The following is a 14,376-nucleotide window of genomic DNA, read 5'->3' as shown; positions in this document are numbered from 1 at the left end:
TGTCTTATCAAGCTGCCTGCCGCTCTGCGACCAGTTCAGGCAAGCGAATCAGTTCTAGCGACGTGCCCAGCACTTCTTGCACGTCGCGATGCACCAGTTTCCAGTTGTATACCGGCAGGACCTCGCCGCTGCTGACCACCGAGAAGATTCCCTGCAGATAGGCGATGCCTCTTTCCAATTGCAGAGCCAGGCGAGCAATCTTTGGCATCCGTCGTGATTCGGCCCCAAACGTCTCGTCGATGTCGCGAATCGAGCGAATGTCTTCCACCACCAGGTCCAGCAAACCCGAGTACTCCGCCAGCATCGCGACTGCCTGCTCCCGGTCAACGCTGAGTTTGCCGTCGAGCCGGTCGAGCATCTCGGCCACCTCTTCGGCCCGTCGCATCAGGCGACTACGCTGCTCCTCGCGGCGTAGTTCAGCGGCGTATTGAGCCATCTCACTATCGAAGAGGTCGACGACCTCGCAGTTAGCTTGTTTGTTCTCGATTGCTATCGTTCCCATGTTTGTCCTCCATTATGCGGCTAGTCGAATACTCACAGGCTCGAATGGTTTTACCGCCTTCCGTTTGACTCGCACGCAGGAGCGAGGGACGGGCGAAAGCCCAGCGGTCTTTCGAGCTTTGTTTACCGCCTTCAGGAGGGCGAACATCTGTCGCGTCACGCCCCCGTAGGATTCAAAAGGAGAGCGGCGGAACTCTTGCTCCAGCCGGTCCGTGGTGCGATGAAGGCAAGCAACTTGAAGAAACTGCTCTTTCAGTTCCCGATACGCTCGGCGACTAAGACGCACCGACGCTTTGCCATTATGGCCAATGGTGTATCCACCGAACACAACCGGCGTCTGGCGAACGTCTTGATACTGGCGAATCGTGGCCAGCCCGCCAGGTGCAAGTTGGACGTGTTCCTGAAAGAAGCGATGATAGCCCGCTGTGGACAGTAAGACCCAGAAATCGCGATAGCGAATGTATTGCACGTTGGCCAGCGGTCTGCCGCCCGGACCGGTTCGCTTCGTTCGTCGGTACCGTGACCATTTGCTGATTGCCACGCCATACTTGTCGAGCAACCGTGCGTCGTGCTCTTGAGGCGTAAGACGCTTGGGAACGCGACCACTAACATAGAAGAAGTAGCGGCGGGCAACGTAGCCCACGGCGAGTTGTTGAATGAAGCCTTCGAGCGTCGTGGCTTCGCACTTGTAGGTTGGACCTCTTTTTTGCACTCCTAACATCCCGTCATGCCATCGCGGCATTTGGCATGTTATGGAGCATCTCCAGCAGATGTTGCACAAGAGTGTCAGCCGCTCTGAGTGCCGGGAGCCACGACTGCGAAATAATCACCTACGTGTATGTTCATTGTTGGAAGTAGCCAGGTAGAAAAGGTAGCGGCCGATTGCCCCGTAGTCGGAGTTTGGAATGCTAATTGGAAACTACTGGAAAGGTACGTTATCGTGACGAACACGAGAAAACCAGACGATTGTCGTACGACAGAACGCATCACGTCGTGTGAACACACGGTCAAGCTCCGATTACATGTGCCTGGACCTCAGTACCCTCGCCGCAAACACAAGCAGTATCGACTATTGACCGTCGAAGGCGAAATCACTTTGCCCTTCGTCCCGTACTCCGGACTATACCTGACGTTCTCCAAACCGCATTGGAGGAAGAAACACAAAGACCCAGTAAAGCTGCACCTCCGCATTCGCACGGTTGAATGGCAGGTCTCTGAGCGATACTTTGAGTGCGTCGCTGATGAAACCTTTGCAAGTGAGCCGGGCTTTGAGCTACAGGAAGTACGTGGTGCCCCACAAATCGAGAAGCATTTCGTCGAATTGCATAAAACATTCGAGCATCTAGGATTCAATGTATCAACTGAAATGAACGCAACCCTGTGGGCACTGCACAAGGAAGCAGATGGAACCGAGGTTGGCTCGCGTGAGGACTATTTCGACCCACGATAGACCTTGAACTCGTTCAAGACCCACGCATGCTCGTCAAGAGGATGATTTGTTGTCAGGCACAAACCATCCGAAAAGCCCGCTAACCTTGGAAGACAAAACCGTGCGAGAACCACTTCCCTAGGGAAGTCGCCCCTATCACTGCCTTCAACCCGCTAGCCGTGTCGCTGCAAATACGTCACACCAGCAGCGGCCAAGCCGCTCGTGTGACGTTAGCACCTTGAGCTTCCACCCAAGGAAGTGGCGGCTTGCTACCAAAGTAGCCAGCCACCGCGACTTTCTTGGACAGGCACAAAGCCCGTCGCCGCTTTCGTCGTTGGCCTGGTCTCTTGCGAGACCCCTCGGTGGTTACCAGCCACCAAATTCCAAACGAGCCCGTACTGCCTTGCACGGAAGATTGTCGAGGCAATCTTGATGGGCCTTCGCCCGTCGCATCGCTCCGCCCGAGGGCAGACTACCTACTTGCGGCACACTCCCACTCTTGCGGTTTTCAAGCACCTGGTTGACGAAACCAGACACCGGGAGCTAATCCCCGGCCCCGCAAGAGCTTCCCTCTTTAGCTACAGACATCGACACAGAGTCACGTTGGTGAGCGGCCCGCAGGCCGCCGCTTCTCAAAGCTACGTGCCCGCCGCCAGGCGGGTCGCAGTTTCCAGCTACTTCTTTGGAGTAGCTGATTTCCCCGTACGAACATACAAGCTCAGGGTATCCCGCTTTGAAAAGTTGTCCCGGTTCGGCACCGTCTCTCTGTTGACTTACGAGCAAGCGATTTCTCGCCTTTCATGGTTGAGCTATTCCCCGCCTGGTTTCCCAGGACGCCGGAGCTTGTCATCACTCCGATGCCGCGTGTCGCCACGCAGCAGGTCCCCACGCTCGCGACGTTGCACCGTCCGCCAATGGCGGAATCAGGCCCCGTCGACGGGATTTGCACCCGCTTTGCCTGCAGCAACCCAATGTGAAAAAACACACCAGGCTTTTCAGAGTCGCCCCTATTCAACGCCTAGCATCGGATAGAACCGTGAGATTACTCTGCTGTGTGGCGACGTTCGATACAAAGGAACGACGCACACGACAGGATTACTTCACGGAGCCTCCGTCGTTCCGGACAAACACCTCTCGGCGTATCCGGCTCTACGGACAGGCAGCATGAGAAAAGCAACGTTCTCCCCTTAGCGTGGTTGGTAAGGCCACGTTTACCGGGAGCTACCTCCTATCCAAGAAGTCGCTCTGCAAGGTTTGCAGTCGGCGACGAGATTCTTATGGCGACCGCTGCTCCCCGTGTGACACAATCTTGCCAAATTAAGTCACGCGAGTAGGACGCCCCCCATAACAGGCGAAATGCTCACACGAACGACATCGTCAGTCGGCAGCCGCGAGTGAGGAAGTGCCGCTGTCGACCGGCGATGTATTTTGCTCAACAACGATGGAGAAGCAACTATGTCACAGTTACCTTGCAAACGATTCTGGGAAGGCCCCGTGGGAATCACGTTGATGCCGAGAAAACAACAGAGCGGCGAATATTTTTGGACGTTCGCGTTCACGCGAGCCTTCAAGCGGACGGGCAAAGACAGTTGGGAATACACCGAGTTCTTCGGGCAGAAGCATGCGTCCGCGTTGGGCAAGGTGATGAGCCGGGCGATTCAATTCATGGAACAGAACAATCCCGGAGAGTTCACCGAGAAATGGATGGAGCAGCACGCCGTTGCAGAAAGCAACAAAGCCTCGCCACCCAGCACGGATTGCAATTTGGCCGAGGCTCACATTCGGCGAGCCGCTTCGGCAGCAAACTGACTTCGCTTGCTCTTTCCCAATTCGTATCGAGTAGAAGGTCACCAGTCCACTGGCCGCATCAGGCGAGTCGCTCGCTTGATGGGACCGGTGGTGCAGAGGCTCAAGCGAAGGATTTTCATCCACGCACTCTTTCCAAGTAGAGAGGAGACTCAAAATGGTGAATTTGACCCGAGCGAGTCGAGAGTTGTTTAGTCGCACTCCCGACGAGCGGTTCAATTCGTTCGACAGCTTGCTCGCTCACTGCCAAGCTAGGCGTGAGCGGTCGAGCGAACACTGGCAGCTTTCGCAGCAACTTTGCATTGAGCACACGCCTGAGGGCTTGCGGATGCAACTGGAAGATGCGGAAACTCCCAATCTGTCCCTTAGCGACTGGAGCTTTACTCAGCTCTGCAAGTTGTGCGGGGTCCAAAAGGACACCGTCAACAAACTCACTTCCGAGACGGCGTCGCGTGTCTTTCGAGACACGATGCCCCACTCCCGGGAGCCCCTGCAGGTGTACGCCGCAGCCGACACCGCCTTGGCGGTTCACAGCTCGACGTACTCGCGTCTGTTTGACGCGGAAGTTCTCCAGGCGGTCCGCGAGGCCGCCCCCGATTTCACGCCCCCGCCCACTGGCATGGGTGGAGCCACAGGACTCTATGCGGGCGAACAAGATATGTTCGCCTTCGGCATCGACCCCGACGGCTGGGTAGAAATTGGTGGAGAGAACTTCGCTCCGGGCTTCTTTGTGTGGAACTCGGAGGTAGGCCGCCGCAGCGTCGGCGTCCAGACGTTCTGGTATCAAGAGATTTGCCAGAATCATATCGTCTGGGACGCCATCGAGGTGGTCGAGCTGAAGCGTCGCCATATCGGCAACGTCCAGGATGCCTTGGACGATGTCCGGTTGGCGATTGCCCAGTTGGTGAAGAAACGCGACGAACGTCGCGACAGCTTCGCCAGCGGCATCCGCCAGGCGATGGCGACACCCTTCGGCGAGGACGCCGAAGAAGTCCACAAGCTCTTGGCCAAGCAAGGCGTTAGCTCCCGCATCGCGGAGCAAGTCGTGCAGTTGGCCGGTGAGCGGACGCCGTACACCGTGTTCGGCGTGGTGGACGCACTGACGAGGATTGCCGGTCGTTATGAAAACGCCGGTGACCGACTTGTTATGGACCAGAAAGCGGCGTCGTTGTTGAGCCTCGCCGCCTAGGTCCTGTTTGTTCCGTTATTACTTTGTGACTCAACGAGTCAGAAAGGAGATGATACGATGGCCGAAAATAATCGACCCGTTCATCAAGTCCGAATCGGACGCATCAAGGCCGCCGTCTTTGAGAACGGCGACAACGCTCCTCGCAAGGTCCAGTTCACCGCCCTCTACAAGGACGGAGATTCGTGGCGAGGTTCGGCGAGTTTTGCTCGCGAGGACCTGCCGCTCCTCATCAAGGTAGCGGACCAGGTTCACTCGTACTTGTACGAGCAGAATGGCCAGAACGGTTCTTCCGAGGCCGAATAAGGTTCCTTGAGGCCGACCTGCACCACCGGCCTCCCAGCCAACGCGATAAGCGGTGGCAACCAGCGACTGCCCTCCAACTCTACGTGACGAAGATGGACTTCCTACGGAATGTCCGTGCTGGGAGAGCGATACCCGAACCAGGAGACCTGACCGAGGGTCTACTGCATACGGACAGTAATGAACCCGCAGTTGTTTGCCTGTACAGATGCCTGAGAATCCCGAACTCACGACTCAGCAAGCAGCCGAACTCATCGGAGTGTCTCACGCGTTCTTGATTCGGCAGCTTCACGCCATTCCCTGCAGACACAGAGGGAAGCATTGCGTTGTCTTCTACAAGGACCTCATGGAGTACAAGCACAGCATCGACCGGGAACGCAAGCGTTCTCTCGATGAGCTGGCACAGCAGGCTCAGGAACTCGATATGGGCTACTGAGAATGCCCATAAGGCTAATCGCCCTCACATGCTTTGCAGCCGTCCGCTTCCTCTTCGAGTTCCGCTCCGCACCGGCTGCAGTGCGGCACTGTTAGGTCGGCCTTGCAGACCTTGCATTCAAGTGCATCCACGGCATTCCAAAGGCCGCACACTTGGCAACGCATGAATCCAGCCGGTGCGTCCGCATTAGCATTTACTGACGCCTCACCCGCGAGCCTTCGTTCTTCCCAACCCTTCTCAGGGTCGAAACTGTATTCCCAATTGCCTGTGTCTTTCGAACTGAACACGACCTGCGTTGGCCATTGTCCGCGAGCGAACTGCATCTTGCCGCCCCAGAAAGTCATTTCCGAACCTGCGAGAATCAGGTTAACAATAGCCCTGTCATCGTCGAGCAGGCAGAGTTGCCCGCTTCCATCGGATTCTATAAACCGCCCCTCTGGCAACCGGATGTTCCCCCCCGGCAACAGCACAAATGGGCCGATGTCGAAAGGCAGCCTTTCTGTGGGGAATCGCCGGTACACCTCGCCTTCGACTGCATCCGGTACTCCGTCATAGAATGGCGAATGACGAAGATACTTTATCAAAGAGTCACTGTCGTAGTGGTAAATGAGCCGAGAGACCAACCTCGGCACCACGATATCATTCAACGAGCCGTCGAATAGCACGTAATGCAATATGTCGCCAGCTCCATGAACCCATCGGAATAAAAAGTAATCGGCAAGCTCGTCACCGGCTTCGAAGGCGTGTATCGTGAGTTCTTCACGACTGTCATGCTGTACGTAGTCGTTCTGATGGTATTCTTCAACCAAATGCCGTGTCGCGAATAGGGGCATGCAAAGCTTGCCTGCCACTTCCTTTGAGAATTCAGTCAGGTAGACTTCTGATTCCTCGCGGTAGCCACTACAACCTGCGAAGCAAGGGAAGGTAATTTCCGAGTCATAGTCGGCCATGCTCACATTCTCTTCCCCCTTCATGTCTCGCGGCGAACGTTGCTGCCCGTCCAGCCAAAGCTCGAATTGCTCTTCATGGCCGAGCAAGCAGAACACTTCCCGACACAACTCCTCCGGGGTCACTCCGAGTTTGGCGAGCACTTGTGTTGCAAGACAATCGGGTAGACTGCATATCGCCAAGATGCAATGTTCGGTGCCCGCGTAATTGTGGCCCAGCCAGTCTACCTGAGCTAAGCAGCGGGACTCGAACTCCTCCAAGGAAATGTCGGTGCCTTCGCGGTGCTGTTCGCAGGCTTCACGTACCTTGTTGGCATCGACGTCCTCGTGTTTCAGGACGCAACCGGCGACGCCACTTCCTTCACGAAGCATGCCAAGCAGCAAGTGGGCTGAGTCGACGTAGTCGCAACCTAATTGCGTAGCTTCTTCCCTGGCGAAGTCGACGATGCGGCGGGCACGTTCTGTAAACTTGTCGAATGCCATCGAAAGAGCCAAGATGAGCGGTTCAGGGAGCGTTGTACTCCAAGTCGAACAACGCTTCGCTCATTGTAGCGTATTTGGCCGCTCGTCGTTCAACCCGTTGCCTGCAGTTTCTCTGCGGGATTCAGGAGAACACCATGCAGCAGAAGCGATGGATGACTGTTGAAGAGATACGAAAAGAGCAGCGAATGCGTCGCGACACCGTAGTTGCAGCCATGTTGGCCGGAGAACTCCCTTACGAGCAGCGGGGACGCATCCGCTATGCCCGCCGGTGTGACGTCGAGGCATGGGAGTTGTCTCGGCTAAAGCCGAAGCAAGAGAAAAAGCGGATTCTGATACATCCCGCCCTCGCCGATTTGCTGTAGTGACAAACCCATCGGGCGAGTGCTACTGTGACTCTGAACTAACGCGTGCGGCGGATGCACATTCCGTCGCCAACAATTGGAGTCACTTATGAACAAGTAGCGTCGACCGCCACGACAATGGTCAACACACTGGCAAATGCGTTGGAACGACTGTTCCGGTATCCCTAAACCGACAGTAGCAGGAATCTCCACGCATAGTCAACGGTCAAACGGCACAAGTCGTACAAGACCGGTGCGTCTCTTGTAAGGCGGCACGGCGAATCGCATGGAGAGTCATGGCACGAGGAAAACGAAACAAGAGCAACATTCGCTATTGGCAGTTTGAAGGTGGTTACGCCCGAGTCGAAGAGACGCAACTTCGAGCCCTACTCGAAGGCTACCGCTTAGGCATTTTTCGCCGCAACGAAGTACGCGTATTTGCGGCACGCCTAGAGTTTGCCGCTCGTCATCCCAACAGCAATCGGCTGCAACTTGCTCGCATTCTGAACTGGAACTCGCATCGCAAGGGGAATCGCCGTCTTACGGCTGGTCAAATCGGCGACGCAGCCCGAGCACTCAATCGGCATCTTCCTAGGCTCCAGCTAGAGTTGAACTCCCAGTCCGAGCACCCTGCCGCGTCCTCCCATGAAAAGCCCGTCGCCCGCAAGGTGCTGCGTCATATCGCTTCAGGTGGAGCGACCACCGTTGAGGCGTTGCTTTGCTTCGCCTATTTCATGCGTCGCATCCCGCAACGCAAGCCAATGACCAGGCTAAAGTCCGAAGAACAATACGCCCGTTTCACATACGCTCAGTTTCAGGAGTGGACCGGCGTTCACCGTGCATCGCAATGCCGAATGATGCGTCGACTGATAGAACGCGGTTTTCTGAATACGGTTCCCGTCGTGAAACAGAATGAGAACGCCTACGGCCAACTATTTGTCGACGGCCAAGCAATCTCTTTGGTTCGTCGCGACCAATCGGTGCGTCGGACTCAAGCCCGACGGTCATGCTGCAACAAAAAATCAACGCCCGTCCGAGGAAAGGTCAACGCTCCCAGGGTGAAAAAGTCAACGCTAAGAAACGTAAATCCTAAAAAGGAAATCGAAGAACAGGAAAGATTTGTCTCGGATTTGAAATCGGGCTACTTGGGACGTCACGGCGACCCGGCACTCAGCCGTATCGCAGCAAGAGCCGCTCAGATGGTCGAAAACTGTCTCCGGCAGGCGGCGTAGCCGTCACCACGGCTTGAGTTCGTCGAGCAGGTCGGTGAGAGCAATCGCCCGTATCTTCTTTGCCATGTCGAAGGAATGCTCGCCCGCGTGGACGACGAACAGGCGTTGAAGCTTGAGGTCCGTCAAGGCAGTTCGCATCGACGGGGTGATGCTGGGAGACGAGGTCCGCTTTATCTCAAACCCCCAACGCTTTCTCCCTCGCACAACCAGCAAGTCGAGTTCTGCCCCCGCATGAGTCGCCCAAAAGAAGCACTCGCTTGGCTGAACATTGAGCAAGGCTGCAACCTGAGAGATTGCGAACCCTTCCCACGAAGCTCCCAGCTTGGGGTGCCCCTCGATGTCCGCCTTGGAGTTGAGTCCCAGCAAGGAATGAAGTATCCCGCTATCTGTCAAATAGACCTTGGGAGATTTGACCTGACGTTTCTTGAGGTTCTCGTGCCAGGGTTGCAACTGACGGACGACGAAGGCGGAGGAGAGGATATCCAAGTAGTTTCGCACCGTGTTGTCGGCGACGCCAAACGACCGACCAAATTCGGAGGCATTCCATACTTGGCCGTGATAGTGGGCTAGCATGGTCCAGAATCGCCTCAAGGTCGTGGAACTGACTTGGATTCCTAGCTGAGGAATGTCGCGTTCAAGGAATGTTGAGACGAACTGCTGACGCCAAGTCTGGCTCTTCGCATTGGACGTCGCCAGAAACGAATCGGGGAATCCGCCCCTCAGCCAGAGTTTCTCATGGTTCGTCACGCCGACTTCGTCTAGCGAGAACCCGCCAAGCGAGTAGTAGGCGATGCGTCCCGCAAGCGATTCGTTTCCCTGCCGAAGCATGTCTGGGGACGCACTGCCCAGTATCAAGAACCGTGTGCGTATCGGTCGGCGGTCGGCGAGAACTCTCAACTCGGGAAACAGATTGGGGAGCCGCTGGATTTCGTCAAGGACCACAAGGCCTTTGAGAGGGCCGAGGGCCAGTTCGGGGTCCGCTAAGCGTCCTACGTCTGCCTGACGCTCCAGGTCAAACGAATGACACGGCCTTTTCCAGCCCTTTTGAATCGCTCTGGATAGGGTCGTTTTGCCAATCTGCCGGGCTCCTAGGATGCCAACGACGGGAAATTGGCCTAAGAGGCTCGTGATTCTAGCTAGATGGGAGGTGCGTTGTATCATGCTTCAAACCTACCTTGAAAAGTGGCAGGTGACAATCGAGATTTCAAGGTGTAGAATATACCCGCTGGCCCCTCCGCACGCCAGGAACCGCTCCGCCGACCTAACCGGAGCCAAACTCCGTCGCTAGAATCAAATCCACCGTTGCCATTCCGACATTGCGAGCCGACGAGGCCGTTATGGCAGAGAATCGAGAACCTGCACACGAGCACAACGACGACTCGCTAGAGCGGGCTACGCCGGATTCGCTCCAAGATGCCCCTATGATGATGACAGCGGAAGAAATTGCCCACTGCCTTCAGGTATCGGTGCGGACGATTTGGCGTCTCAAGGCGAAAGGCGATTTACCCAAATCGGTCAAAGTAGGGCGTGCCGTCCGTTGGCGGCGGAGCGATATTCTTACGTGGATAGAGCAAGGTTGTCCTGCAACCGACTCTCTCATCAACAAGCTGATGTATGCCGTGTTCACGCGGCCTTTGTACAAGCTCATGGGGAGGTTGTAGAGATGGCATCCGTATTCAAACGAGGCCGTGACAAAGGGAAGAAGAACGCCGTCTACTATTTCTCGTACGATGACCACGAAGGTAAGCGGCGAACCAAGAAAGGATACACCGATAAGGGGCTCACGCAGCAGCTTGCAGCGAAGTATGAGCGAGAGGCGATGCTTCGCAAACGCGGGCTTATCGACCCAGAAGATGAGCGGCGACTGAAAGTCAAAATGTCGCCTATCGAAGAGCATCTTCAAGAGTTTGAGGAGAGCCTATCAGACAACACTCCCAAGCACGTCAAGCTGACCATAGGTCGCATCCGTCGCGTAATTGAAGCGGCAAACGCGACAACGCTTAGCAGCCTCCGAGTCGACACCATCGCGTCGGCTCTTCGCCAAATGAAGCGAAAACAGAAGTTTGGTAACCGCACATACAACCACTACGTGCAGGCCATCGACGGCTTCTGCAACTGGCTGGTCGATATGGGCAGATTAGACCGCAATCCGCTGGTCGCCCTGGAGCGTTTGAACACGCAAGTCGACGTACGACACAAACGGCGGGCACTCACTCCGGATGAATTCGCCAAACTCCTTAAATCTGCCCGTGAAAGCACAAAGACCGTCCAAGGCTATCCGGGACCAATGCGGGCACAGGTTTATCTTTTGTCCTATCTGACAGGCCTTCGCAGAAAGGAGCTTGCCAGCCTGACCAGCAGGAGCTTCGAACTTGAGGTCGACCAGCCCGTCCTGCGAGTCGAGGCGGCTTGTTCCAAGCACCGCCGCGAAGATGTCCTCCCGCTGCATCCGGAGTTGGTCGCATTGCTAGAGGTTTGGCTCGATGGAGTTGAGCCTGATGCACTGTTGTTTCCGAATCTCGACCGCAAGAAGACCTGGCTCATGGTCAAAACCGACCTTGAGGCGGCAGACATCCCGTACACGAACGAACAGGGGACAGCCGACTTCCACGCGGCGGGCAGACACACCCACATCACCGAACTGCTTCGCAACGGAGCTACGTTGGCCGAGGCCCGAGAACTGGCCCGTCACACCGATGTTCGGCAGACGATGAAGTACACCCACATCCGGCTCCCAGACCAAGCGAAGGCACTCTCGAAGCTGCCACTTCCAAATGTCCCGGAGGAAGCAACCGAGGGAAACTGGCAGCGGATTGGCAGCGGAACAGGCGTCTCTTCGAGTCAACCAGTGTCAAATAGTGACAATGGCGAAGATGAGGAGGATGAAGAGGGTGAATTAAAAAACCCCTGCGATTGCAGGGGTTACGTCATCTCGCGACAGCCAAAGTCATCCTCTGGCACGCAAAATGATAAGTGGAGGCGGCGGGAATCGAACCCGCGTCCCGTAATATCTCCACGCAAGCTTCTACGTGTGTGTCCTACGAGTTTTGATTTCGCACGTTGGGCGCCTCGCGGGCAGGGCTACCAACGCACTAGCCAAGAACTTATTTAACCGCGAGCGTGCTCAGCAATGACTCGCAGCGGTCCGGAGGGGGTTATACGTTCGGTCAGCTGCTTCCGGCGAGCTGCTGGCAAACGGGCAGCCTAAATCTAGGCAGCCAAAGCGTAGTTACCTTCGGCAATTGAAGGTTGCGATCGGCTTTTTACGTGGGCCACCGATCAACCACGACACGCCACTTACGCTTCGCCTATCCGGTCGAACCCTGTTCGCCCCCAGTAAGGTAGAAGCCCTCGCACATGTGCGAGCACTGTATTCTATGCCATGAAGTGCGTTGGGGAAAGGCAATAAAAAAGCTTGGAGCAGTGGGGATACCACTGCTCCAAGCGTGATTTGCAGTCTCTTGTGTTGGCAGATGCCAAAATCGCTTAGCGACGCAGGCCGCGGTAAGCGAGGGCCAAGCCACCCAGGCCTAGCAGCACGATGCTCGAAGGCTCAGGAATGTTGTTTTGGTCAACGGTTTCGCCGCTGATGGCGAAGATACCAGTCGCGGTACCCGCGTTGGCGGGACCGGAGCGGACGAACCACATCGAAGCGATTTCCTTCGAAGGATCAACCGGGACGATGGTTTCGAACAAGTCGGGGTTTCCAGCAGGATCGTCGAACGATGAGCTGCCGGCCACAGCCTGAACGCGGCCAATGCCTTGCAGGGCGTAGTCGTACTCGTTGCCAGCACCAGTGATTCCACCGGTTCTGTTGAACCAGTCGGGGGCACCGTAGTCGCTCACCATGGCGGAGCCATCGGTGTACATCACCACCATCGAACCCATGGTACCACTGTTGGTCGAACCAGCCAGCACGTGAATCGAGGTGTAAGCTTCAGGGGTATCGAGCATCAACTGACCGACTGGGAACGTCGAAGTCAGCAGCAGGGCGTTGTTTTCGCTGTAATCGGCCATCTGGAACGAAGTGCCGTAAGTGTCGCTGACGAAGCTACCACCAGCAGGCAAACCAGCAGAACCGCCAGCCAGGCCCGACTCATACAGAGCCCAGTTGTTGGGCACGTCGAAACCAGATGCATCGTCGTCGAAATCGGGAGTAGCGGTCGCTTCCACTACTACGTCGGCGTTGAAGCCGGAAACCGATACAGGGATGGTCGCACCAGTCGCGGTGCTACCGGAAATCGCGGAGAAGAATAGAGCGCTAGCCATGCTAAGGAACATGGCAGATAGATTGCGAGTCATTAGTCTTACCTCAAAGTTGAGAATCTAGCGGTTGCTTCCAAAAACTCCGGCCGACAACCGTATTAGTGCAAAAATCAAAGGTGAGTTGGGTGGGCGGAATGATCCCCCTCCCCCAACTACAGGTGGCAGTAATATCTCATATCTTGCCATAACTGTCCATTCTTACAAAGTGAATAATCGGAATTATCAACTATTGTGCGGCAAGCCGCTGCTAGCGGGTCGCAAGCTGACAGCCGGCCCGGGGCTTCCACTACTCTTCCGACCCTGGCTGCATCGCCGAAAAGCTACTGTATTTACCGTAGTCTCCGACGCCCTGTCCCCCGGGTAGCCCTAGGCTCACGATTGCCGTCCGCCACGAGGTGCAGGCGGAAAATAAATCGGTCATGGATCCCCTCTGAGGAGGGGGGGTGTAAAGGCGTTTTGGGCTGGCCGAAATCTGGATTCCCGCGAAAGCGGGCCTAAGTCGTCGTCCGGGGGAATAGATTCCCAATTTACCCACCGATGGGAAAATTGAATCGGCACGCACGCTACAAAACCAGTGGTTTTCGCACCCGAATAGATTCCCATTCTCCAAAACGCATCGAGTGGGAATCTATTTTTGCGGTGGGAATCAATCGCAAGTCGTTTGACAGTAGTGAGTTGCATCAACACCTCCGCGATAGTTGCCCAAAATAGATTCCCATGGGTGGGAAACTATTTCCGGAGGAGACACGATTGGGGATTTGGGATTGCGGATTGCGGAATGTCATCCTGACGGGAGCTTCCAGCGACCGAAGGATCTAGCCCACCGCTTTGAAACCGCGCAGCAGCGAACGCCAACACAAAGGCCATCGCGGTCAGAGACCGCTCCTACAGCGCGCTTGCGTGGTAGATGGTTTCAGCGAATTTCATGTTCACTCGGTTACATCTTTCCATCCTCCAACAACGGACTACTGACGACTAACAACGGACAACACAACACCTGTCCATTAGAACACCGCAGGTGGCCAATTCCCAGCGAAAACTGGTGATATAAGAAGAATCGTTTAGCCCGCAGCCGAAGGCGTCGGAGAATGTAGCACCACTCTCCGAGTGGTATGCAGTACGCAGCGGCCTGGCATACTTAAGGGCTCTGGATGCAATGCCTCGCTCAACTTCCGACGATTCGGAGAATCGTGCTACGATGGCTCCCGCCAGCATCTGACAGGCCTCCATGACGAAAGGTGGGCGAAGCCAAACAGGCTAACCCATCCGTGATGATCGGTGTTCGTCCGTGGCTAGAAACCGCTACCCACGTCCTAGACTACGCGCTACCGCAGATCTGTAGCCGGGGGTTGTTGGCTGCTCATTTCTTCGAGTGTCGTGACGCCCCCCACCAAACATCCAACACACTGCTGGTCATTGGGTAACGTGGCGGATCATGATCGTGCC

At 55.9% G+C, this 14,376-nt stretch carries 13 protein-coding genes, 1 other RNA gene and 1 pseudogene; 9 read left to right on the top strand and 6 right to left on the bottom strand.

Features of this window, described 5'->3' with window-relative positions; translation table 11 throughout:
* Positions 1-7: 7 nt before the first annotated feature.
* Positions 8-502 carry a hypothetical protein gene (locus tag Pan181_RS17895; RefSeq protein WP_145248753.1) on the bottom strand — a complete coding sequence of 165 codons (495 nt, stop codon included), beginning with the start codon at positions 500-502 and terminating at the stop codon, positions 8-10.
* A gap of 12 nt (positions 503-514) precedes the next feature.
* Complete coding sequence (locus Pan181_RS17890; protein ID WP_145248751.1) at positions 515-1,213, bottom strand: hypothetical protein; 699 nt, start codon at positions 1,211-1,213, stop codon at positions 515-517.
* Positions 1,214-1,573: 360 nt separating this feature from the next.
* Between Pan181_RS17890 and Pan181_RS17885 the strand changes: the two genes are divergently transcribed.
* The 5 genes from Pan181_RS17885 to Pan181_RS17865 all read left to right on the top strand — a co-directional run bounded on the left by Pan181_RS17885 (position 1,574) and on the right by Pan181_RS17865 (position 5,661).
* Entirely contained in the window at positions 1,574-1,951 is a 378-nt protein-coding gene (locus Pan181_RS17885) for a hypothetical protein (protein WP_145248749.1), read from the top strand.
* Positions 1,952-3,385: 1,434 nt separating this feature from the next.
* Positions 3,386-3,739 (top strand): hypothetical protein, encoded by a 354-nt coding sequence (locus Pan181_RS17880; RefSeq protein WP_145248747.1) that lies wholly within the window; start codon positions 3,386-3,388, stop codon positions 3,737-3,739.
* Positions 3,740-3,893: 154 nt separating this feature from the next.
* Positions 3,894-4,925: a DUF932 domain-containing protein gene (locus Pan181_RS17875; protein ID WP_145248745.1), complete on the top strand. Its 1,032-nt coding sequence runs from the start codon at positions 3,894-3,896 to the stop codon at positions 4,923-4,925.
* 57 nt (positions 4,926-4,982) lie between these two features.
* Complete coding sequence (locus Pan181_RS17870; protein WP_145248743.1) at positions 4,983-5,228, top strand: hypothetical protein; 246 nt, start codon at positions 4,983-4,985, stop codon at positions 5,226-5,228.
* 205 nt (positions 5,229-5,433) lie between these two features.
* A complete protein-coding gene (locus Pan181_RS17865; protein WP_145252303.1) occupies positions 5,434-5,661 on the top strand; it encodes a MerR family transcriptional regulator in 228 nt (75 codons plus the stop codon).
* A 14-nt stretch (positions 5,662-5,675) separates the two neighbouring features.
* On the opposite strand, the gene Pan181_RS17860 is transcribed toward Pan181_RS17865, so the two are convergent.
* The gene (locus Pan181_RS17860; protein ID WP_145248741.1) at positions 5,676-7,091 is read right to left on the bottom strand and encodes a Clp protease N-terminal domain-containing protein; all 1,416 of its coding nucleotides are present in this window, start codon (positions 7,089-7,091) and stop codon (positions 5,676-5,678) included.
* Positions 7,092-7,225: 134 nt separating this feature from the next.
* Between Pan181_RS17860 and Pan181_RS17855 the strand changes: the two genes are divergently transcribed.
* Both Pan181_RS17855 and Pan181_RS17850 read left to right on the top strand, forming a co-directional pair.
* The gene (locus Pan181_RS17855) at positions 7,226-7,453 is read left to right on the top strand and encodes a hypothetical protein (protein WP_145248739.1); all 228 of its coding nucleotides are present in this window, start codon (positions 7,226-7,228) and stop codon (positions 7,451-7,453) included.
* A gap of 275 nt (positions 7,454-7,728) precedes the next feature.
* Positions 7,729-8,664: a hypothetical protein gene (locus Pan181_RS17850; protein WP_145248737.1), complete on the top strand. Its 936-nt coding sequence runs from the start codon at positions 7,729-7,731 to the stop codon at positions 8,662-8,664.
* Positions 8,665-8,667: 3 nt separating this feature from the next.
* Here Pan181_RS17850 and Pan181_RS17845 read toward each other — a convergent pair whose 3' ends face one another.
* The gene (locus Pan181_RS17845; RefSeq protein ID WP_145248735.1) at positions 8,668-9,825 is read right to left on the bottom strand and encodes an ATP-binding protein; all 1,158 of its coding nucleotides are present in this window, start codon (positions 9,823-9,825) and stop codon (positions 8,668-8,670) included.
* Between the two features lie 176 nt (positions 9,826-10,001).
* Here Pan181_RS17845 and Pan181_RS17840 point away from each other — a divergent pair, with 176 nt between their 5' ends.
* Together Pan181_RS17840 and Pan181_RS27065 are read left to right on the top strand one after the other, a co-directional pair.
* Positions 10,002-10,325: a helix-turn-helix transcriptional regulator gene (locus Pan181_RS17840; protein WP_197528467.1), complete on the top strand. Its 324-nt coding sequence runs from the start codon at positions 10,002-10,004 to the stop codon at positions 10,323-10,325.
* 2 nt (positions 10,326-10,327) lie between these two features.
* Positions 10,328-11,380: pseudogene (locus Pan181_RS27065) on the top strand (tyrosine-type recombinase/integrase); the annotation flags it as partial.
* A gap of 255 nt (positions 11,381-11,635) precedes the next feature.
* On the opposite strand, the gene ssrA reads toward Pan181_RS27065, so the two are convergent.
* Positions 11,636-11,999, bottom strand: a transfer-messenger RNA (tmRNA) gene (ssrA, locus tag Pan181_RS17830).
* A 151-nt stretch (positions 12,000-12,150) separates the two neighbouring features.
* Positions 12,151-12,966 (bottom strand): PEP-CTERM sorting domain-containing protein, encoded by an 816-nt coding sequence (locus tag Pan181_RS17825; RefSeq protein WP_145248733.1) that lies wholly within the window; start codon positions 12,964-12,966, stop codon positions 12,151-12,153.
* Between the last annotated feature and the right edge of the window lie 1,410 nt (positions 12,967-14,376).

The organism is Aeoliella mucimassa (genome assembly GCF_007748035.1).
GTDB classification, from domain to species: domain Bacteria; phylum Planctomycetota; class Planctomycetia; order Pirellulales; family Lacipirellulaceae; genus Aeoliella; species Aeoliella mucimassa.
This window is presented reverse-complemented; position numbering and strand designations above follow the sequence as displayed.